Source organism: Erwinia sp. GW821-FHT03D09 (genome assembly GCF_059420805.1).
This window is the reverse complement of sequence record NZ_JBWKUK010000011.1, coordinates 138847-158853: the sequence shown is the minus strand read 5'-3', so window position 1 is coordinate 158853 and position 20007 is coordinate 138847. Positions and strand designations below refer to the sequence as shown.

Here is a 20007-nt window from a genome sequence, read left to right as displayed (position 1 = left end):
GGGTGGTAGTTACGATGTAGCTCCGTCTTCATCTTGCTGTAGGACGGTCTTACAGGGTTGTAGTCCGGTATCGCGCCACTGTTCAAGCGCCGTGCGCAGGGCGCGGATACTGGCCTCCAACTGCTGCACGCCGCGCTCATCGCTTTCCTGTTCCTGCTTCAGGCACTGCGCCTCAAGCGATTTTGCTCCCAGTAGCTGAATGCCGCCGCGCAGCTTATGCAGGGCCTCGTGCAGAGGGGTATCTGGCGCATCGTACCAACGGGTGATGCTGGCCAGCGCCTCATCCAGAACGGTTATTTGCAGGCTGAGGAACGTGGCGAAATTATCGCCCTCCAGTAGCACGGAAGGCAGGCTGAGTTCAGACAGCGTTGACGCGGGATCTGCCGTTACAGCAGAAGGTCCGGCCGGGATAACCGAGGCGAGCAGTTCCTTCAGCATAGACAGCGTCACCGGCTTGAACAGGCAGTCGCGCATACCTGCTTGCTGCGCCGCGTCCCGCGTGGCTTCACGTGCGTCCGCCGTCAGCCCAAACACCGGCAGGCCGGGATACTGTACGCCGATCGTTCGGGCCAGTTCGCAGCCGCTCATGCCGGGCATATTGCAGTCGCTGATCGCCACATCCGGCTTGAGGGTCGCCAGCGCAGCTAATGCTTGCTGCGGGTTGTCGAAGCTGGTTACTCGGTGGCCCAGCCAGCTAAGCTGTTGGCTTAGCAGCATTCTTCCAGCAGGGTGATCGTCAACAATCATGATGTTCAGCGTCCGGCATTTATCGTCGTGCGCGTGGCTACGCAGAGGGCTGGCGGCCTTCGCTGCCAGAATCGATAGCTTCAGGGTAACCGTGACCGTTGTCCCTTTGCCGGGTTCACTTTGTAGCTCGATCCCGCCGTCCATCATCTCTGCCAGCGTTCGGCAGATATACAGCCCAAGCCCGCTGCCCTGAGCGATATTCCGGCTTTCCCCCTGCTCAAAGGGGCGGAACAGCCGCTGACGGGTGGCCTCATCAATGCCTTCACCGCTATCTTCCACCTCCAGACTTAGCATCATATGCTCATCTTCCAGCCACAGCGGCTGCGCGCGCAGCGTCACCTTACCGCTGTCGGTGAATTTAATGGCGTTGCCCAACAGATTGACGATGATTTGCCGGAAGCGGGTCACGTCAATCAACACATCGCCCTTCAGGTCCGCATCGATTTCCAGAGAAAAACCCAGCGATTTTTGCGCGGCCAGTCCCTCAAAAAGCATCGCAGCCGCTTCAATCAGATTTCTCAGCGATGCGCGCTCCGGGCGCAGTACCAGACGGCCAGATTCAATACGGGAAACGTCGAGGATATTGCCGATAAGCAGCAGTAGCGACTGCGCGGCATCCCAGGCGATCCTCACCGATTGCTGGTTTTGCCGCGAGTCGCCGGGGCGCTTCATCACCAGTTCCAGCATGCCGATAATCGCCGCAATCGGCGTACGTATTTCATGGCTCATGGTGGCCAGGAAAACGCTTTTCACCCGGCTGGCACTGTTGGCACGGCACCTGGCTTTACGCAGCGTCTGAATAAACCGACTCTGGCGTGATACGTCCAGCCAGCCGCCGATAAACTGTTTTTTCCCGGCGATCGGCTGACGCCACAATCGCAGTACCCGCCCGGACGTACGTATGACGCGTTCCTGCCATTCGCCGCTGGGTTCTTCCGAACCAAACCAGTCGGCAAGGGTTTTACCACGCAGTTGGCCCGGGCCAATCGACAAGGTTTCGTAAAGCGCACGATTACCGGTCTGCATCACGCCGCGCGCATCACACAGGTAAAGCGGGGTGGGAATGGCGTCCAGCATCTGCCTTTGCCTGCGGTGGCGCAGGGAATAAACCCCAAACAGGATCAGCAGCAGCAAAGCCATTCCGGCGCAAAACAGCGCCGTGGACAGTATTGTCGAGTTTTTTTTCGGCGGAGCCGAGGTGAAGGCGTTGCCGCTGCTGCCCCCGCGAGTCAGGGCGTGTAAATCCTCAGGCGAAATATTAATCAGCGCTTTATTCAATATGGTGGTCAGGGGCCAGGCATGTCGCGATGCGCCAAAGGCGAAGCGCATCGGGTCGGTGTCGATACTGCCCAGTATTTTTAGCGAAGAGAACTCCTTGCGGGTGAGCAGGGCGTTCGCGACGATCAGCGGCACCGTCATCATGTCATTCTCAGCCCGTACCACGCTGTCCAGGCCTTCCTGCCAGGTACTCACCCTGCCAGCCAGACCGCTGTTCTGATGGCGAAGCCAGCCTTCCGGGGCTTCACCGCTCAGACTGATTACGCGCGGATTGATCTCCCTCGGAATATGATGCGCCCGCCCGACCATCACCCATGAGTTATACAGCCAGGTGCGGGTCGTCAGCAGGTCAGCCTGCCAGATCCCTTCCTGAGTAACGCCAGCCACCAGATTGTCGTTACCTGCTTTTACTGCATTGAAAGCATCCTGCTGGGTGGGGTAGCGATGGATCTCGAAATTGAACCCCGTGCGCAGGCTGAGTGCGGTCAGAATGTCGGCAATAATGCCGCACAGCTGCCCATTCTGATTAAAATACGCCATCGGTGCATTGTTTTCCGCCACGGCAACACGGATCTTTTTATGCTCCTTAATCCATTTATGCTCAAGGGAGGTAAATACGGGCTGCTGTTCGCTCAGCGACAGGGAAATACCGCCGTTCCAGCGCCGGTGGATCTCTATGCTCGCGCTCTCCGGCAGAACCGCCAGCAGCTTATTCAGGATGGTTATCCAGACGTGCATTTTTGGCATTGCGGCAAAGGAAAAACCTGCGGTGTGAAACGACGCGCCAACGGGCCGAATACTGACGTTGCTTAAATGCGACTGGCTGATCAGGTAGCGAGCGGTGATCGCATCACTAAAGAACAGGTCGATCTTACGAAATGCCAGCGCCTCCAGCGCATCGCGCGCTGAAGAAAACGTCACCAGTTTCGCATTCGGATAGCGTGCCAGTACGGTTTGACGATCGTAGACCGGCGAAATAGCTATTTTGTTCACGGTGGCATCACGCGCTACCTCGGTATTGAACATCTCGACGGCAATATTGGTGCTGTAGGGATCGCTCAGCAACAGCCCCTGTCGCTGCTGATTGTCACTGGCCTGTGCGATAAAGTCGGCTTTGCCATCGCGCAGCGCGGTCAGTGCAGTGTTGAAGTTTGGATAGGGCAGAACTTCAATTTCAACCCCAAGATTCTTCGACGCCAGCCCGATAAAATCAGCGCTGATGCCGCCGTAATCGTTCAGGCCGGTGGTGATATCATACGGTGGTGACATGGGCTGCCAGACCGCCAGGCGGATCTTCCGATGCTCGTGCAGCCAGCGCCATTCGCTGGCGTTAAGCCCCGGTCCGGTCACGGTTTCGTGGCTGCGGGCCAGCAGCTTAAGGGGATTGTCCTCTTGTTTGCTATATCCGGCGAAAGAGAGGAAAAAAAGCATCATCCAGACAATATTTCTCACTTCTCTGCCTCCTGGCTGATAAGCGAAAGCAGCTGGTGCAGATCGTCGTAACCGCTTTTTTTTAGCATCCGCACTTTATAGGTACTGATGGTTTTATTGCTCAGCGACAGCAGATCGGCAATGTCTTTATTGGTTTTTCCCTGTTTCAAATAATTCAGCACCGCAAGTTCGCGGTCGGAAAAGCGCGCCAGCAGAGTATGCGAGTCATCAGGCTCCTGCACGGCGGCGGCGGTGCGGGATAGCGTTCCTTCCGGAAAGCACTGATAGCCGTTCATAATGAGGCGGCAAACGGGTTCCACGCTTTCCAGCGGCAGGTTTTTATTGATAAAGCCGTTAGCGCCGGCCTGAAGCGTGCGCATCGCGTAAATACCGGCAGGCTGGTTGGTGAATACCAGCACCTTCATCGCCGGAAAGTGCTGCCGAATACGAGGAAGCAGATCCAGCCCGTCGGACTTTTTGAGCTCAAGATCGAGGATCAGCAGGTCCGGGCGTTCCCGGTGCAGCTGAGCAATGAGATTATCCCCTGCTGACGTGGTGACAGAAAATTCGGTATGTTTTTCCAACAGCACTTTTAGTGCAAAACAGATTGCCGGATGGTCATCCACAAGCAGTATTGTAGTCATAGTATTATTTCCATTATTCACTGATGCTGTGCTGCAGAGACGAAATATTATCCATGTGTTGTCCCGTTACGACTTAATATAAATACGATGAATGTTTGACTGATAATGCTTTGGGTTTTTTTTTGTACGATGGCGGACTCGGAAATTGTCATTATTTCAATGAAATCAAGACAATGAAGAATTTTCTATTTTGTCTTTTTTTGTTTCACGATTGTATTTTTTCAATTTTTTTCTCTTTTTATTTTAATGTGTTGCATTAATTTTTTTTGAGGTGTTCCCCGTTGAATATGGGGGGGGAGGGGGAACGAAATAAATATACTCAACGCTTAGTTTATTGCCACTATTTTCTGATGGTCATATTCTGATATTAGCATATCCCGTATTTTATTTTTTCTGTAAACGGTTTCATATTTTTACCCATAATTTTCTTTATTTCCCGGTAATTATTCTTCCTGTATTCCATGCCAAAAGTTTTGATATTTATTGTGACAGGTAACACTTATTGTTAAGTGGACGCTTTAGTTCGACGGCAGGCAGCGGGCGATCGGCGGTGATTTCACCATTGTGCTGTTGGTTTCCACCTTGTCGGTGAGATATGCATTAGAGCGCAGATGCAGGCGCGTAAAGTCACGCCTCAAAACGAACATCAAGCCCGGATACCGGGCTTGATGTCGGATATCTGCTAAAGATTAATGACAATCTGCGTCAGCAGGCTCCATGCATCGTCCTCTTTTGGGGTAACGGAGGGGTGATGCGTCCAGGCTAACTGATTTGGTCCAATATATGCCGTTACTGACGCGCAGCGTATAGGCGGTGGATGCCGTGGCGCTGTAGCTTTCTACGCCGCTGCCGTGCCGCTGCCAAGGTACAGGCCGTAGAAATGCGTCAGCCAGGCTAAATAGCCGTAATGCAGGATCACCCGGTTGTCGAATAACGGCTAGTAGATGGACAGATCGCTGATCGCCACATGCCCGTCCTGACCGTTGCTTTTGAAATTGTTATAGGCATACATCGCACCAAGACGCAGCTGGGCACCCTCACCCAGGCCAAGACGCGCCAGATCGTAAGTCATATCCGCGCTGAGCGCATTGCTGGTGGTCAGGCGCTGTCCCACGTAGTTCGGCTCATCTCTCCCCGGGCCTGAACGACGAAGAAGAACAGCCACTCCCGCTCTTTACGCTGTGCTTCCAGCACATCATCGGGGTGACAGGTCAGCGGGTATTGCGGCATTGCCGCCACCATATTGCCAATTTTGGCATCAGGAATAATGCGGTGGCAGGCTTTGACCACGCGTGCGCTGGCGACCAGCTGGTGGTGGACAGCCTGATAAACTTCCTGCGGGCTGCTGCCTTCCGGCAGGCCCTGCGGGCCAAAGTGTACGAACAGCGCGGCGTTGATTTCATTAAAGGTCAGCCACACTCCCGGCGGTATATCCCAGCAGCACGGGCATAAAGAAAAATACCGCATCGCTGGCAGAAAAGAGAATAAGATACGTTCCGTCCTCTTTATTTATCCAGTGAAAAAGCGTGGCGATAATCAGCGAGACTTTTAATAGCCCGGCGGCGACTAATATCCCAATAAGTGGAGCAAAGATGCTGGATATGATATCGATGGTGCTGTTTAAGACGGCTTTAAAACCGCGTGGAGATGAAGGTGATAAGACGTTTTCATCGCTATTTCCCCCCGGCGTTATTCTCGGGGATATACTCAACAAGCTGGTTGTAAACTTCACCAACGTGGCTGCCGATAACCACCCGAAATTGTCCGCTGCTCTCAACGACGGTAATTATTCCGGCCATCTTTTTTAATTTTTCTGCCTGAGAAATGCCGCTGTCTTTCAGCTTGAAGCGCAGACGGGGGGCGCAATGAATCACGCTGATAATATTATCCCGGCCACCCACGCCGGATATGATTTCAGCACATAACTGGGCATATCCCATAACTAACCTCGTGTCAGAGTTTGCTGAGAAGGAAATTTTAGGCAAAAAAAACCTAACTTTCCTTCCCGTTGACCTGATTCGGGAGGTGTAGTTAGGTTTTGCTCAGCGCGCCAGCTTGGCGAGAAGATAACAATCCTGTTGTGGAAAAATTTATAATCTCAAACTTCCGTCCCGACAAGTATTTTTCTTAATGTTATGACACTGTGTGAAGTGTCTCACAAAAAGAAACGCTATTTATCCTCTGTGGAAATCGCTATTTTTACCTGTTCAATGTGGATAGCCAGAAACATCAGTTCATCCATTTTCAATCGATGATCGTGATGTAATTCACTGTATTTGCTTATTTTTATTTCGCATGAATAGTCGTATTTATATTTTTCTTTCACTAAGTTAGCCAGATCGGGATCGCCAATATCCAGATGCTTTTTATTGAGGATGCGCTGAGCGAAAAATTTGAGATGGGTAACAAAACGCTGATAGCTTAATGTCTTTTCCTGGTAGGTAATATCAAAGTGGTAGGCGACCAGGCTTAATACGTCCTGCATAAAATGAGTGAACTTCATCATGTTTTGCATATTATTATTGAGCTGGGCGTTGACCAGATGCAGGGCGATAAACCCGGCTTCGTCTTCGGCTAAAGTGTGCCGGTATGCTGATAAATAATCTGAAGCGCGTCTTTCCCGATATCGTACTCGTGCGGGTAAACTTTTTTTATTTCCCACAGTAACGCATTTTAAATGCTGATGTTTTCTGAAAATCGCTGTAGTGCATAGTGTAAGTGATCAACCAGTGAAATTAATAAGCTGTCGTGTCGTTTTCCCGGCAACCGACCGCGGGCCAGAGAAATAATCGCCTCTGTTGCAAGGATGCACTCTTTCGAAACCTGATCCAGTAATGACCTGAAGTGATCGCTGTAGGGATTATCCAGTGAAAATGTTTTCTCAATGTTAGTCGGGTTAATGTATTCTCCGGCTTTCTTGTTAAAGCCGATGCTTTTGCCCATGACCACTATTTCCTGCAAATTGTCATCAACGGTGATAACAACATTGTTATTCAGTATTCGATCTATTTTCATCACAAGCTCCAGAAGGAACAGGGCGGGAGATTTATCCGGGAAAAATAGATGAGTACACACCAGAATGTCAATTACCCGGTGGTCGAAGCGCTTATTCACCAAAGCGTGAACAGAAATAAATAAAATATAACATATTGATTTATTTAAATATAAAAATAGCTCCCGGCCTGAATTTTCTACCATAACGTAAAGACTTTCTATCTTTGCGGGGCGTCATAAAATTCAGCAGTTGATCTGCATCTGTTCGGTATGCACATTCTTAAGCCGTACCTATCCCCTTATTTGTTGATTTCGTGCTGATTACGTTCAGGAGCTGTTTTATGCAATTTATTTCCGCAAAAAACATTCATGACCTGCTGGAATGGGAGGGCGTAATCAACGCCATTTACTCAGCGCACCTGGGGGCTCGCCATACCGGGGGAAGGCTTTTTCCTCGGTGATGCCGTTTATGGCCTGCTTAGCCGGGGCGTTATTCTGCCCGGGCACGGTGCCGGATTCAAAATCGCTTCAATTTATCCGGCTAATGCACAGGCAACGCCGCCACGCGCGGTTGAGGATGCCGCCTTTGTAGTCATTGACGAAGATACCCGGGCGATCTCTGCCGTACTTGATGGCCCGGCGATTACCCGCTGGAAAACGGCGGCGGATTCGGTGACTGCTGCCCGGATACTGAGCCGTGAAGATAGCGCCACGCTGCTGGCGTTGGGGGCCGGAGCGGTGGCGACGGCGCTGGTTGATGCTTATTTGCATATTCGGCCGTCCATTCGCACCGTGCTGCTGTGGAACCGCACGGCTGAAAAGCTGGCTGCGACGCTGGCTACGCTGAGAGAGAAGGGGGTTGAGGCGGAAATTGCGCAGGATCTTAACGCGGTCGTGAGCTGTGCGGATATTATCACTGCCGCGACCAGTTCCGCGTCACCGCTGATTTTGGGGAAAGATGTGCAGCCCTGCACGCATATTGATCTGCTGGGCGGATATCGCCCGGATGTGCAGGAAGCGGACTGTGAAGGGGTGGCAAAAGCGCGGATATTTGTCGATGACCGAACCAACGCCGCAATGTCCGGCGATCTTCATATCCCACTGCAGCTGGGCATGATTACTGAACAGCATATTGAGGCCGATCTCTACGAGATGTGCCAGAGTACGACCTTCAGTCGGCAGAGGCAGGATATTACGCTGTATAAGAATGCGGGCGGCGCGCACCCGGACCTGATGGTCAGCCTGCCGGTGATTGATCGTTTAAATCGATAGCCCGTAGCGTAGATAAGGTGTGATTCACCCGGTCGTTATTTTGACAGGCGCTTATCGGGTGAATACCGGCTAATGACCTCCGGGTCTAGTGACGCCCGGGTCGATGCAGGATTTCAGCCAGCATCCCCGGCAGGCAGGCACCAACAATCACCAAAAATCCCATCAATGGCCCCCCAATCAGCAACAGAGCGCAAAATAGTACGGCGTTCATTTCTGTCCTTTCGTTGTTTTTTCTTCTGTCAGGAACGTTAACAGCGTGGCTATGCTGCACCTAAAGTGTCGATTATGCATTGATCGGAATCACAATTTTGCGGTGCCAAAATGTGGCAAGGCTGGCTACTGGTCGATCGCGCCTGAGGGGAATGTTTTGGATTGCAAGGCATGATTAAAAACGAAGAAAGCATAAGAATTGTTTCAGGAGGGATTAGGCAGTGTATGTTATAACAGTTAATATTTATTTATATTTACGCAAAAAAAAAGCCCGCCAAGAGCTTTAATGCGGGCCAACACCAGGGAAATCGATTAATTTTAATGATAGGAGTATTCTTAGTTATTACCAGGCAAAAACGCGTTATTTGAGAGCGAAATCAAAAAAATGTCGAATCACCCTTTTTTGTGTCAAAACTCTTCAGCGATCAACCATTCATCAGCGTTATCAAACATCTCTTCGATAATGCGCATCAGCGTGGCCTTATCGGTTTTACTGGCGTCGCTTTTTACGCCGTTGGCCTGCATCGGTTTTACTTTGACCAGCGCATCAGGAAAAACACGCTGAACGCGTTTTTCCAGCTCGCCGAGTATTAGCTGCTCAGCGTTAGCCAGTCCGGCCACGTTGCGCTTGTCATAAATCAGTTCAACAAACATTTTTGCTTCTGCTCTCTTTGAATTTATCTGTATAAAAATACAGGTATATGCAGGCGGGTTCAAACACTATTTCGCGAACCGACTAGGTGCTCGACCCGCGTGCTGGCTGGCTTCAGTCAAATATACCGCGCTGCGGATACGTTTTCGTCGAATCACTGATTCGCTGGTGACGATCCGAGGGTGGGATGGCCGGAAATCGTCAGTGCTGCATCGCTGCCATTAACACTGAGCTCGGCTTGTGCTCCCAGTGGTAGCGTAACGGTATCGTGACCGTGGCCGAAGTCCAGCCCTGTCACCAGCGGCAGTCCGCTACGCTGTGTAATCAGCTCCCATACGCTGCTGAAATCGTAACCGTTATCGTAGTCAGAAAGCGTGTTGCCGGTAAAACTGCCGGTCACAATGGCTTTTTGCCGCGCCAGAATACCGCTTTCCAACAGCTGTAGCAGCATGCGTTCAACGCGGAAGGGATGCTCATTAACATCCTCGATCACCAGAATTCCGTCGCGGATATTCGGCAACCACGGTGTGCCGATCAGCGAGGCGATCATCGCCAGGTTTCCCCCCCAGAGCGTGCCCGAAGTGCTGAGCTGCTGTGGCGTGGTCTGCCAGCGAAGGGTGAACTGCGCAGAGGTTAGTGCCAGCCAGAAGTTGGCGAGGGTGAAATCAGAGAGCGTTTCCGCACCAAAATTCCCTGCCAGCATGGGGCCGCTAAAGCTCTGCAATCCGGTCTGAGCCAGCAGGGCAAGCTGTATGGCGGTGAAGTCACTGTGCCCGCAGAGTGCGACAGGTTCGCCGCGCAGACGATCCGTCAGGCTCTTATAGTCAAGATTCGGCAGCAGGCGGCTGGCACCATAGCCGCCGCGTACGGCCAGCACAATATCCGGCAGCGTTTCCAGCCGCGCAAGATCGTTAACGTCAGCCAGTCGCTGGCTGTCGCTACCAGCAAAACGCTGTTCGCGCCGGGTGATAATGTCGGTATGGGTCACCCGATGTCCGTCCGTCCGCAGGCGCTCAATACCGCGCAGTGCGGCATCCGGATTGTGACAAAAGCCAGAAGGGGCGATCAGATGAATATTTCGTGGAGACACGGTCATAATACGTACTTATCTCATCCGGATGGTGGTTTTACCGACGATTATCAACAATTTTGACACCCTATGCGGCAATAAAAAGTGTGCTCTGCCGCAGGCCGGTGAAAATTTATACGCCGGTAAGTGAATTATTTTTGTACACTCGCTGTCGAATTCTTTCGATGATGACGAAAAGCCGTAGTGATGTCATCAGCCGCAGCCAGCAAATTAAGAATTACGGCAATTTTCTGCTAACCGGCAAGTCGTATGATAGGCGCGACGCCAGGCCCAGAGGATAAACAAGCGTGCATAAATGCGTGAAATTAGCAGCAATGATGGCTGCACTACTGCTGGCAGGTTGCGCCAGCGAATCCACAAAGAAGATCGTTCATCAGCCGGATACCCCGCTGACGTCAGCTCCGCCACAGAAAGTGGCACAAGCCTGGTCACTCTTTACTGAAAACGCCGCCCGTAGCTACGGGGTCGATCAGAAACTGGTGGATGCCATTATTGCCGTGGAGTCCGGCGGCAATCCGACGGCGGTCAGCAAGTCTAACGCCGTTGGCCTGATGCAGATTAAAGCCTCCACTGCCGGGCGTGAAGTGTATCGTGCGCAGGGCCGCCACGGGCAGCCGAGCAAAAGTGAACTGCGCGATCCGGTCAAAAACATCGATATCGGCACGGCTTATCTGCGTATTTTACAGCAGCAACAGCTGGCCGGTATCCGCAATCCTGAAACGCTGCGCTACGCGACAATCGTTTCATATGCTAACGGTGCGGGGGCGCTACTGCGGACTTTCTCGCGGGATCGTAACCGGGCGATTGCCATGATTAATGCCATGAGTCCGGATGAGTTTTATCAGCACGTACAGAACAATCACCCGGCGGCACAGGCACCGCGCTATTTATGGAAAGTGACAACGGCCTATCGGACGATCTGAACCTAACGGATTTTGATAAATGGCAAAAAATTTTCAGAAAAAGTTCGTCCTTAAATCACAGACTTAGAATCCTCTCCTATACTTAGTGTAGTTTTAATCGTGCCAGTTTGATAACGGTAATCATTAAGGGGGAGTAAATGGGTATTCTGTCATGGATCATTTTTGGATTGATCGCCGGTATTATCGCCAAGTGGATTATGCCAGGTAAGGACGGTGGCGGTTTTATCATTACCGTGGTGCTGGGGGTTGTCGGTGCGGTCGTCGGCGGCTGGATCAGTACCTTCTTTGGTTTTGGTAAGGTTGACGGGTTTAATTTCGGCAGCTTTGTGGTTGCGGTGATCGGCGCGATTGTGGTGCTGTGGATTTACCGTAAGGTACGTAGCTGATACGGATAAAGCCTGTGGGCTGGTTTCGTTGAGAATTGAGGAGCCACTCTCTGTTAAGGAGGGTGGCTTTTTTATTGGTGGCGTGGATGCTTGCATTGGTGCAGGCGCTGCGGATTGCCCGTCTGCCCTACCGGCTGACTCCCTTTCGGTTATGGGTTTCGCAGCAGGACAGGGCCAGGCAACAAACTTCCCTATCGGCTAACTGGTCAGGATTCGCCGAGAAAGATCAGAAGCAGAAACTGATTCTCTCCTGCCAGTCTGCGTTGCCATCGGTCATGCAGCCCCGTCTGCGCTGGTCCGAAAGGCTAAAAAAAGTGAATCCACGCTACTGCGCCGCTTTCTTCACTCCGATATCACCCACATTATTACAAGTTTTATCTTTCGGGCAGTACAGATCCAGCAGCTTCAGTGTAACCCCGTTGGTCCAGCCAAAACCGTCCTGTAGCGGATATTCACCACCGCCACCACCGCCCAGGCCTTTTCCTTCCACCACGTATTTTTCCACCAGCTTGTGCTCTTTATCATAGGTCGCCTGCACATTCTGCAGGAAGCGCATGCCAACCTCTTTTGCCAGTTCCTGCTTGCCATAGTGATTCAGCCCCTCAACGGCGGCCCACTGTAACGGTGCCCAGCCGTTAGGCGCATCCCACTGCTGCCCATTATTAACAGTTGTGGTTACCAGGCCACCTTCCTTCAGCAGCTGCGCCTGTACGGCGCTGGCAGTTTTGCTCGCGTGGTCATCGGTAGCCGCCTGCAGATAGAGCGGGAACAGCGCGGCGGCGGTCAGCTGCGGGCGCACGCTGGCTTTCTGCCAGTCGTAGTCTGCATACCAGCCCTGTTTTTCATCCCACAGATAGCGGTTGATCGCCTGCTTGCGGGTTTCAGCCTGCGTATCAAAACGCTTCGCCGCCGCATCGTCTTTGGCGATCCGGTTGGCTTTCGCCAGGGTTTTCTCCAGATGGAACACCAGGGCATTCAAATCGACCGGAACGATGCGGGTGGTGTGGATCGTGCTGAGATCGTCGGGCTTATCAAACCAGCGGGAACTGAAATCCCAGCCCGAAGCCGCGCCCGCACGCAGATCGCGGTACAGCGCGGCCTTTTCACGATTTTTGGCTTTATCGGCGGTGCTGATGTCGTCCATATAGGATTCGGTTCGCGGCACATCACGCGTATCCCAGTAGCGGTTCAGCACCGTGCCGTCTTTCAGCTTTACCACGCGCCTGCTGGCAGCACCGGCAGCAACGCTATCGGCGTCGGCCATCCAGTAGTCATACTCTTTTTGCAGCTGCGGGCGATATTTACTGTAAACCTCGTCGCCGCCGTGAGTGGCCAGCAGATCGACCATCATGCTGAAGAACGGCGGCTGTGAGCGGCTCAGGTAATAACTACGGTTGCCGTTCGGAATATGGCCGTATTTATCCAGCTCCGAGGCAAAGTTATCGACCATATCCTGCACGCGATCCCAGTGGCCGCTTTCCGCCAGCCCCAGCATGGTGAAATAGCTGTCCCAGTAATAGACTTCGCGGAAGCGACCGCCCGGAACCACATAGGGCTTCGGCAGCGGCAGCAGGGAATCCCACTGGTTAGCCTGGCTGGCGGAACGGGTCAGCACCGGCCACAGGCCGTTAATGTGCTCACGCAGGCTCTGCCCGGCGGGAGGCACATACTTTTCCCCCTCTGCGGGCAGCGTAAAGTTGGTATTCACAAAGCGCTTAAGGTCAAAGTTGCCCTGGGTTTTCTGCATCTGCCAGTCGGCGAGAATGGAGGTCGGATCGCCGCGAGGCACCGCATCGGCGAAGGTTTTCTGGTCCGGGTAGAGTTTCGCTGCCTGAACGGCATGATACAGCGGTCCGAGACGCACATCCGGCGGCTGCGGAGTACTGCTCAGCATCCGCTGATTATCTTCCGCCTGCGCCGCACAGCTGGCCGCGACCATTCCCGCCAGCAGGAGCGGATAAATCAGGCGCGTACTCAATCGACGTTGTTCGACTTTTTTCATCGGCTTTTCTCCATGTCCAGATCCGGTTTGATCTGTAAGCTATTGACCCTGCGAAAAACTTTAGACGACTTTTCGCATTTGGTCAGGGAATCAGGTCGGGAAATGTGAGTCAGACGGGCATTTTTACGGTTAAGAAGGCGGGAAAAACCGTGCCGATAATACGTTATTTATTCATAAAGTCGGATGGATAACGGCATCGGCGGCAGTTCAGGCCAGTGTCTGACTAAATCATCCACAGTGTGGCAAAGATCGCCACCAGCCAGAGGCAGATTAGCGCATAGATTGCCCGATGAAATATCCGACGTGCGCCCAGCCAGCGATCCTCCAGTGAACGCGTAGCCCCGGGTTTCACAGCCCACAGATGAGCCATCCCTGCGTCAAATGCGGCAAGGTCATCCTCATTGTTTACCAGCTGAAACAGCCGCTCATCCAGCCACAGACGCCAGCAGTAATACTGCGTCAGCAGAAACAGCACCAGTAACATAGCGCTCTGATATGACCCGAGCAGAAGCAAAGCCAGCAATAGCGGCGGCAGGGCCAGCGCGGAAAAGAAGCGCCAGCTGGCGAGATGGATGTGAATAACACGCTGCGTCATACGGATGTCGGGCACTGTGCCTCCTTAAAGCGTTCCAGCAGCCGCAGGTGGTCCGGCGTCAGCACCACCTGAGGTCGCTGCGAACGGACCATTGCCACCGCAGCTTCAACACTGTCGGCGTGGTTTTCCGTCAGCAGCCAGGCGGCCACCACCGTCGCGCTGCGCGACAGGCCGAGGGCGCAGCAGACCAGCAGCGTTTCCTGTGACTGACGCAGCAGGCTTAGCCGATCCACCGCGCGCTGCAGATCGGCGATTTCCGGCACCAGCAGATCCATCATCGGACAGCTGTACCAGATCGTTGCTGGTTCGGGGCAGTGGTGAAATTCAGCGGTCAGATCCAGCACGGGCGTATTGCGTGGTGCCTTATCGGGAAAACTGCCGAGGGACACACCGCCGAAAATGGGCGAAGTCGCAGGCAGCGCGCGGGAAAACCAGCGCTTTGAAAGCCAGGCTCCGGCCAGATAGGGCCACAGCAGCCAGCGGGCCGAAAGCGATATCTGGCCCTCTGGCGTTTTCTGAAATACGCGGGTTCCCAGTCCGGCATACCCGGCTGCCACCATCAGCAGTGCGGCGGCGGGCCACAGCAATACAACACAGTAAGGCATCGCCCACGGGATAAGCCCTAGCAGCAGCGCACCAGCGGCATAGCGTGCCCCAAGCTGCAGGGCGTGAGAAGAGGGCCGCTGCCAGCGCCAGCCACCCGCACCGGCAGATGAGCCTGCTGCAGGTGCGCTACCGCGGTGCTAATCATCTGCTGGAGGTTTTCTTTCCGCACCCGGATGCCGCGCCAGCCGATGCTGTTCAGATACTGACGATCGATGACTCGTCCCAGTATGCCGTTGCCTTCTGGCCGATTGCGGTAGATGTAATCCAGCGTGCTGCCGGAATCGAAGCCGGTTTCATAACCCAGCCGCATTCCCGCAGACTGTCGGCCAATCGTTTTCATCCCGTAGCGCATCGCGGCGTAAAACAGCCCCTCCGGCGAACGTGAATTCGGGGGAGCCTGTAGTTCGCGGAAGGCGTCCGCGCTCGGGCTCCAGCGGTCTTCCTGGCCATAGTCAAAGACGTAAGGTGCAGTCGTATACAGACGATCGATAAAACTTCTCATCTTATCGAGTGCCAGCTGGCGATTCTTCTCGCCCAGCGTGTCGTGGTAGAAGCCGGGCAGAATATGCTGTTCTTTGATCGCGCTGCGCAGTCCGGCATAAAACTGCTTCTGCGGTTTTGCGTGCACCACGAAGTCATCGCCGGAAATCAGCAGCTGGGTCGGCAGGGTGATAGCAGCAGAATCGGAGACGATGCGTTCGGCGGTCTTATACAGATCCAGCAGGATATTGACGGCGATCTGGCGGGTAATCAACGGGTCCTGCTCGAAGCTGGCGATACGCTGCGGATCGTGGCTGAGGAATTTCCCCTTCACATAGGAATTGACGTAAAACAGCCCGCGTATGCGCTGCATTAATCCCAACCCTGCGCGGGCAAAAGGCACATACAGTTTGACCTTAAAGGCCGGGGACGCCAGCACCATGCCGCGTATTTTCGGCGCGTAGTCGTGGACCCAGGTGGCGACCAGAACCGCGCCGACGCTTTGGGCAACTGCCACGATATCCTCGAGCGCAACCTGTGCATCCCGGGCAACAAAGCGTACGAATTCATCCACGTCCAGCACTGAACGGGCCAGGCTCGGGCTGTAGCCGCGATCGCCGGGCGTGTTGCCGTGGCCGCGCGCGTCCCAGGCATAAAAGTGCGTATCGGGCATCATCAGCTCATCGACAATGTGCTGCAATCGCCCGGAGTGCTCGTGCCCGCGATGGAACAACACGATGACTTTACGGCTGCCGCTTTCCACAGCAGGCCAGTGGCGAAAATAGAGCGAGGCTCCGTCACTGGTGGCGAAGGTGCCTTCCTGACATTCACGTGATGGCTGACTCATGGCCGTTTCCTTTTTCAGGCGGTTTTCGCCGCAGTTGCGCTGCGGCAGCGGTTAATACAGGTCCAGACCAGCAGCAGGGCGCAGACGGCAAATACCACGTTAAACGCGGGGATAGACTGCGGCCAGAGGGCAATCACCAGACCCGAAGCGCCGAAGACAAAGGCGCGATCGCTTTTCCCCAGCGGTCCGCGATAGTCGCGCACGCCGGTCAGCGTCTGGCAGATTATCCCGCAGAACTCCGTCAGCCAGGCCAGCAGCACCACCAGAATCACCAGCCACGGCGAGATGCCAACCACGAAAGCAAAAGCCAGATAGAGCGCGGCATCGGAGATGATGTCACCGACTTCATTCAGTACCGCACCCAGCGTGGACTGCTGGTTGAATTCCCTCGCCAGCATGCCGTCGATGGCGTTCAGCGCCATGCGCAGGAACAAAAAAATCGGCAGGGAGATAAATAACAGCGGGTACGGGAAGGCGATTAATATGCCGCCCAGCACGATCGAAGCCAGCATGGCCAGCAGGGTGACCTGGTTTGCGGTCACGCCGCGTGCATGCAGCCGGGCAACCAGCGGTCTTAACAGGTTCTGAAATTTGGGTTTGATGTCGTACAGCGTCACGTGATGGCTCCTGCCTTTCTTCACAACGGGCGCTTTGCCCGCTCGGGTGTGATGGATATCCGGTGTGTGCTACGAATACCACCATGACTTTCCCGCGTGTGCATTGGGGCGCAATACGGGGAGGGATGCGGATAAATATAACTCAGATGGGGACTTTTGCCGCCCCAGCGGGCGGAGAGCCGGGAACATTGCGGTTCCCGGCTTAACAGTGGTTACAGGTTAACGCAGGTTTCTTCCGCCAGGCCCAGCATAATATTCAGGTTCTGCACGGCAGCCCCGGATGCGCCTTTACCGAGGTTGTCCAGGCGCGCAACCAGTATCGTCTGGCGCTGCTGCGGGTGGGTAAAGACAAACAGCTCCATATTGTTGCTGTTGTTTAACGCTTCCGGCAGCAGGTATGGCGCAGTGTCGCCATCCAGATTATTCAGTTCGCGAACCTGGATAAACTGCTGACCTGCATAGAACGCCGCCAGTTCATGCTGCAACGGCTCGCCGTCAGTATCGTTCAGCGGAATAAATACCAGCATGCCCTGTGCATAGTCACCCACGCCCGGCTGGAAGATCGGTCGGGTGCTTAGTCCACCCCAGGCCTGCATCTCTTTCAGATGCTTATGATCGAAGCCCAGACCGTAGGCGGCAAAGCCGGTACCCTGCTGCTGGTACTTTTCAATCATCGCTTTACCGCCGCCGCTGTATCCTGATACGGCGTTGATCGCCAGCGGACGATCGGCGGCCAGCAGTCCGGCACGGGTCAGCGGGGCGAGCAGGGCGATAGCGCCGGTGGCATAGCAGCCCGGGTTAGAGACGTGGCTCGCCTGGCGGATTTTTTCGCGCTGACCGGCATCCAGTTCAGGCAGACCGTAAACCCAGCCGTCCTGCACGCGGTGCGCCGAGCTGGCATCCAGCACGCGGGCACCGACTTCATCAGCCAGCGCAACGGCTTCACGCGCAGCGGCGTCGGGCAGGCAAAGGATAGTGACGTCAGCCTGTTTCATCAGGGCCTGACGGACAGACGCTTCTTTACGCTGTGCGTCGTCAATGCTGAGCAATTCGATGTGGGGATGACGGGCCAGACGCTGCTGGATTTGCAAACCGGTCGTACCCGCCTGACCGTCGATGAACACACGATATTTCTGACTCATTACAGCCTTTGCCTTAAGAAAAAATGAGAAAAAAACAGTGTAATCAGATTGCAGCAGATTAAAAGCGCTTTATGAAAAATTTCTGCATGAATATTCATGAAGAAGGATTTTTTATGCTGATTGAAGTCAGCGGCTTCTGACCTTCCCACCGGCGGCAAATCCCGCTGGGGGAAGGGCTATGCTTATTTTTCGGTCGCCTGATTTACCGTTTCTGATGCCTGCCAGATACGGTATTTCACATCGACGCCTTTTGGCGCATAGACTACAATCGGCAGACGGCTGTTGTAGCGCTGGAAGGCATCCTCACCCAGGTTGGCGGCGATAAATTTTTGCTGTCTGGCGCGATCGGGGCAGGCCATCATGGTGGAAGCCGGTTCGGAAAGTTTATCAACGACCAGGTAGTCATAGCCCCAGCCGGAGAGCGTTTCGCGCTTGAGCGTGCCACCAATCATATGCCGGTTACAGTCCACTTCCAGCGTTTTACCGATCAGCAGCTCTACTTTAAGATCCTGCTCATTATCCTTTGGCGGCAGGGTAATCACCTGGCGAGTCATTCCCGTTTCGGCCTGCGGATACGGCGCAATTTTCTCCAGCGGCTGTTGGTTCGGGCTGCCTTCCTGCTGTGTACCCGAAGCCGCAATTGCCGATACGGAGCCGGCCAGCAGCAGAACGGACAGAGTTGAAAATAGTGTATTCATCGTTTCTTCCTTTAAATGATCGGTGAAAATACTGGAATTATACACCTAACAAATCGCTTATAAAGGTAAGTTATATGGCTTCAAGGTTGTTATTGCGGAATTATTCGCTGTCACTGTTCTCTGAAATATAATTCAGATGCTGGTTTAGCCACTGTCTGACAATATTCTGTGCGGCGGTTGCAGCATCAGTAGCGGAAAAACCACGTTCCAGCTGCAGCCACTGACTGGTGGCCTGCTGTGCGGGTTCGATTGCCGCCAGCGTCAGCTGTCGCTGGGTGGCAGGCCAGTTCTTTTCATCGGTCCAGTCGCGAATGCGCTGCACCGGATCACCGTTTTGTTCCGTATCTTGTTCTGATTTCAGGAAACTTTGCGGTGACAGCGTGGCGCGCAGGGCCAGGATGCGCCAGGCGGCGAAGCTGGCAAAGCGGATAGTGCCTGCATTGGCACTGACCGCGCTTTCCGGTGCGGTCAGCTGATTACGCAGCTGTCGCCAGGCTTCCTGTTTAAACAGTCCACCCTGTGGTGGGCAAATGGGCGCTGAGCCGTCACGGCTTGAACCGTAGAGCGGGCCAAATGCCTGGTAAGCCGCATCCCCCTGACGGGCAAAAACGAAGCAGTGAACGTAGGGACGGTCTTCTGTACCGTAGTCGTTCATTTCAATGGTCATGCGCAGCAGCATCAGGGCGGCTTCACCGCGTGAGGTTTTTGGATCTTTTCGCGTATCTTGCAAAATCGAGGCGGCAAAACTGTCCTGCGCGGTGATGGCAGCAATGGCGCTATTTTCGGCCCGTTGTGCCTCCTGCTGGCTGATGCCGCTGGCCGGAATAAACCGATGTAGATAGACCAGCCAGGCCGCGGCCAGTGGGCTGCTGCTGTAGTGACGCAGCTGTATCGCTGATTGGGCTGGTGTTGTCGGGATGGTGGCAATCACCGTATCTAACGCCATCTGCGCCTGATGCAGCCGGGCGTTGAGTTCACCTTCGCGCTGGGCTAACTGCTGACCCAGGCATGAATTAAGCGAGGCGCTGTCGCTGGCGCAGGTATTACGCTGCTTCAGCCAGCTTCGCTGCTCGGTGCGCAGGGTATTTTTTTCCGCCTCGGGCAGCTGCGCGGCCAATTGCCGATAGCTGTCTGCAATCGACGCGTCCTTATCACTGAGTGCCTTATCGGTACAGATTGCCTGCTCCGTTGGCGTCGCTGCTTTCTGGCAGTCGAAAGAGGCCGCCTGCGCTGAGAAGCAGCCAATAACCGGCAGCATCAGCATGAAAAGACGGGATTTTTCGGACAGAACAGCACGTATCGCCATGGGCATTCCTTTTGAAGTAGAGGGGATAATTTGCCACGTTATCCTAAAGATAGCGGCAAGTAAAAGACGCATTTCCTGTATCACCAT

Annotated in this window: 20 protein-coding genes and 2 pseudogenes; 3 read left to right on the top strand and 19 right to left on the bottom strand. The window is 54.1% G+C overall.

What is annotated here, in order from left to right:
* Positions 1-9: 9 nt before the first annotated feature.
* The 8 genes and pseudogenes from AC07U6_RS13350 to AC07U6_RS13315 form a co-directional block, all read right to left on the bottom strand.
* Complete coding sequence (locus AC07U6_RS13350; protein WP_494762336.1) at positions 10-3477, bottom strand: ATP-binding protein; 3468 nt, start codon at positions 3475-3477, stop codon at positions 10-12.
* Entirely contained in the window at positions 3474-4100 is a 627-nt protein-coding gene (locus AC07U6_RS13345) for a response regulator (RefSeq protein ID WP_494762337.1), read from the bottom strand. Before AC07U6_RS13345 ends, AC07U6_RS13350 begins: the two co-directional genes overlap by 4 nt.
* Before the next feature lie 937 nt (positions 4101-5037).
* A complete protein-coding gene (locus AC07U6_RS13340) occupies positions 5038-5214 on the bottom strand; it encodes a hypothetical protein (RefSeq protein ID WP_494762338.1) in 177 nt (58 codons plus the stop codon).
* A gap of 17 nt (positions 5215-5231) precedes the next feature.
* Positions 5232-5516: pseudogene (locus AC07U6_RS13335) on the bottom strand (family 1 glycosylhydrolase); the annotation flags it as partial.
* A complete protein-coding gene (locus AC07U6_RS13330; RefSeq protein WP_494762339.1) occupies positions 5503-5832 on the bottom strand; it encodes a hypothetical protein in 330 nt (109 codons plus the stop codon). The gene AC07U6_RS13330 and the pseudogene AC07U6_RS13335, both read right to left, overlap by 14 nt.
* Positions 5774-6085 (bottom strand): PTS transporter subunit EIIB, encoded by a 312-nt coding sequence (locus AC07U6_RS13325; protein ID WP_494762340.1) that lies wholly within the window; start codon positions 6083-6085, stop codon positions 5774-5776. Before AC07U6_RS13325 ends, AC07U6_RS13330 begins: the two co-directional genes overlap by 59 nt.
* Positions 6086-6270: 185 nt before the next feature.
* Positions 6271-6762 carry a PRD domain-containing protein gene (locus tag AC07U6_RS13320; protein ID WP_494762341.1) on the bottom strand — a complete coding sequence of 164 codons (492 nt, stop codon included), beginning with the start codon at positions 6760-6762 and terminating at the stop codon, positions 6271-6273.
* Between the two features lie 11 nt (positions 6763-6773).
* Positions 6774-7298: a CAT RNA binding domain-containing protein gene (locus tag AC07U6_RS13315; protein ID WP_494764805.1), complete on the bottom strand. Its 525-nt coding sequence runs from the start codon at positions 7296-7298 to the stop codon at positions 6774-6776.
* Positions 7299-7526: 228 nt separating this feature from the next.
* Here AC07U6_RS13315 and AC07U6_RS13310 point away from each other — a divergent pair, with 228 nt between their 5' ends.
* Positions 7527-8366: an ornithine cyclodeaminase family protein gene (locus tag AC07U6_RS13310; RefSeq protein WP_494764809.1), complete on the top strand. Its 840-nt coding sequence runs from the start codon at positions 7527-7529 to the stop codon at positions 8364-8366.
* 85 nt (positions 8367-8451) lie between these two features.
* Here AC07U6_RS13310 and AC07U6_RS13305 read toward each other — a convergent pair whose 3' ends face one another.
* The 3 genes from AC07U6_RS13305 to ldcA form a co-directional block, all read right to left on the bottom strand.
* The gene (locus AC07U6_RS13305) at positions 8452-8577 is read right to left on the bottom strand and encodes a hypothetical protein (RefSeq protein ID WP_494762343.1); all 126 of its coding nucleotides are present in this window, start codon (positions 8575-8577) and stop codon (positions 8452-8454) included.
* Between the two features lie 407 nt (positions 8578-8984).
* Positions 8985-9230, bottom strand: coding sequence for a DinI-like family protein (locus AC07U6_RS13300; RefSeq protein WP_494762344.1), 246 nt, complete (start codon positions 9228-9230; stop codon positions 8985-8987).
* A 152-nt stretch (positions 9231-9382) separates the two neighbouring features.
* Positions 9383-10324, bottom strand: a complete 942-nt coding sequence (gene ldcA, locus AC07U6_RS13295; protein WP_494762345.1) for a muramoyltetrapeptide carboxypeptidase — start codon at positions 10322-10324, stop codon at positions 9383-9385.
* A 308-nt stretch (positions 10325-10632) separates the two neighbouring features.
* On the opposite strand from ldcA, the gene emtA reads away from it, so the two are divergent.
* Entirely contained in the window at positions 10633-11241 is a 609-nt protein-coding gene (emtA, locus tag AC07U6_RS13290; RefSeq protein WP_494762346.1) for a membrane-bound lytic murein transglycosylase EmtA, read from the top strand.
* A gap of 137 nt (positions 11242-11378) precedes the next feature.
* Positions 11379-11627, top strand: a complete 249-nt coding sequence (locus AC07U6_RS13285) for a GlsB/YeaQ/YmgE family stress response membrane protein (RefSeq protein WP_105592759.1) — start codon at positions 11379-11381, stop codon at positions 11625-11627.
* 325 nt (positions 11628-11952) lie between these two features.
* Here AC07U6_RS13285 and treA read toward each other — a convergent pair whose 3' ends face one another.
* From treA to AC07U6_RS13245, 8 genes and pseudogenes are all read right to left on the bottom strand, one after another.
* A complete protein-coding gene (gene treA / locus AC07U6_RS13280; protein ID WP_494762347.1) occupies positions 11953-13629 on the bottom strand; it encodes an alpha,alpha-trehalase TreA in 1677 nt (558 codons plus the stop codon).
* A 223-nt stretch (positions 13630-13852) separates the two neighbouring features.
* Positions 13853-14239, bottom strand: coding sequence for a hypothetical protein (locus AC07U6_RS13275; RefSeq protein WP_494762348.1), 387 nt, complete (start codon positions 14237-14239; stop codon positions 13853-13855).
* Positions 14221-14829: a dual specificity protein phosphatase family protein gene (locus AC07U6_RS13270; RefSeq protein ID WP_494762349.1), complete on the bottom strand. Its 609-nt coding sequence runs from the start codon at positions 14827-14829 to the stop codon at positions 14221-14223. Before AC07U6_RS13270 ends, AC07U6_RS13275 begins: the two co-directional genes overlap by 19 nt.
* Positions 14830-14903: 74 nt before the next feature.
* Positions 14904-16157 (bottom strand): annotated as a pseudogene (locus tag AC07U6_RS13265) (bifunctional alpha/beta hydrolase/class I SAM-dependent methyltransferase); the annotation flags it as partial.
* 14 nt (positions 16158-16171) lie between these two features.
* A complete protein-coding gene (locus tag AC07U6_RS13260; protein WP_494762350.1) occupies positions 16172-16774 on the bottom strand; it encodes a CDP-alcohol phosphatidyltransferase family protein in 603 nt (200 codons plus the stop codon).
* Between the two features lie 212 nt (positions 16775-16986).
* The gene (gene argC, locus AC07U6_RS13255; RefSeq protein ID WP_494762351.1) at positions 16987-17916 is read right to left on the bottom strand and encodes an N-acetyl-gamma-glutamyl-phosphate reductase; all 930 of its coding nucleotides are present in this window, start codon (positions 17914-17916) and stop codon (positions 16987-16989) included.
* Positions 17917-18098: 182 nt separating this feature from the next.
* Positions 18099-18614 (bottom strand): serine protease inhibitor ecotin, encoded by a 516-nt coding sequence (eco, locus tag AC07U6_RS13250; RefSeq protein ID WP_494762352.1) that lies wholly within the window; start codon positions 18612-18614, stop codon positions 18099-18101.
* Positions 18615-18714: 100 nt separating this feature from the next.
* The gene (locus AC07U6_RS13245; RefSeq protein WP_494762353.1) at positions 18715-19920 is read right to left on the bottom strand and encodes a lysozyme inhibitor LprI family protein; all 1206 of its coding nucleotides are present in this window, start codon (positions 19918-19920) and stop codon (positions 18715-18717) included.
* Positions 19921-20007 lie beyond the last annotated feature (87 nt).

Coding starts and splice junctions, on each gene's coding strand:
- AC07U6_RS13345 (WP_494762337.1), bottom strand. CDS start 4,100: ATGACTACAATACTGCTTGTGGATGACCATCCGGCAATCTGTTTTGCA.
- AC07U6_RS13315 (WP_494764805.1), bottom strand. CDS start 7,298: ATGGTAGAAAATTCAGGCCGGGAGCTATTTTTATATTTAAATAAATCA.
- AC07U6_RS13305 (WP_494762343.1), bottom strand. CDS start 8,577: ATGAACGCCGTACTATTTTGCGCTCTGTTGCTGATTGGGGGGCCATTG.
- AC07U6_RS13300 (WP_494762344.1), bottom strand. CDS start 9,230: ATGTTTGTTGAACTGATTTATGACAAGCGCAACGTGGCCGGACTGGCT.
- ldcA (WP_494762345.1), bottom strand. CDS start 10,324: ATGACCGTGTCTCCACGAAATATTCATCTGATCGCCCCTTCTGGCTTT.
- emtA (WP_494762346.1), top strand. CDS start 10,633: ATGATGGCTGCACTACTGCTGGCAGGTTGCGCCAGCGAATCCACAAAG.
- AC07U6_RS13285 (WP_105592759.1), top strand. CDS start 11,379: ATGGGTATTCTGTCATGGATCATTTTTGGATTGATCGCCGGTATTATC.
- treA (WP_494762347.1), bottom strand. CDS start 13,629: ATGAAAAAAGTCGAACAACGTCGATTGAGTACGCGCCTGATTTATCCG.
- AC07U6_RS13270 (WP_494762349.1), bottom strand. CDS start 14,829: ATGCCTTACTGTGTTGTATTGCTGTGGCCCGCCGCCGCACTGCTGATG.
- argC (WP_494762351.1), bottom strand. CDS start 17,916: ATGAGTCAGAAATATCGTGTGTTCATCGACGGTCAGGCGGGTACGACC.
- eco (WP_494762352.1), bottom strand. CDS start 18,614: ATGAATACACTATTTTCAACTCTGTCCGTTCTGCTGCTGGCCGGCTCC.
- AC07U6_RS13245 (WP_494762353.1), bottom strand. CDS start 19,920: ATGGCGATACGTGCTGTTCTGTCCGAAAAATCCCGTCTTTTCATGCTG.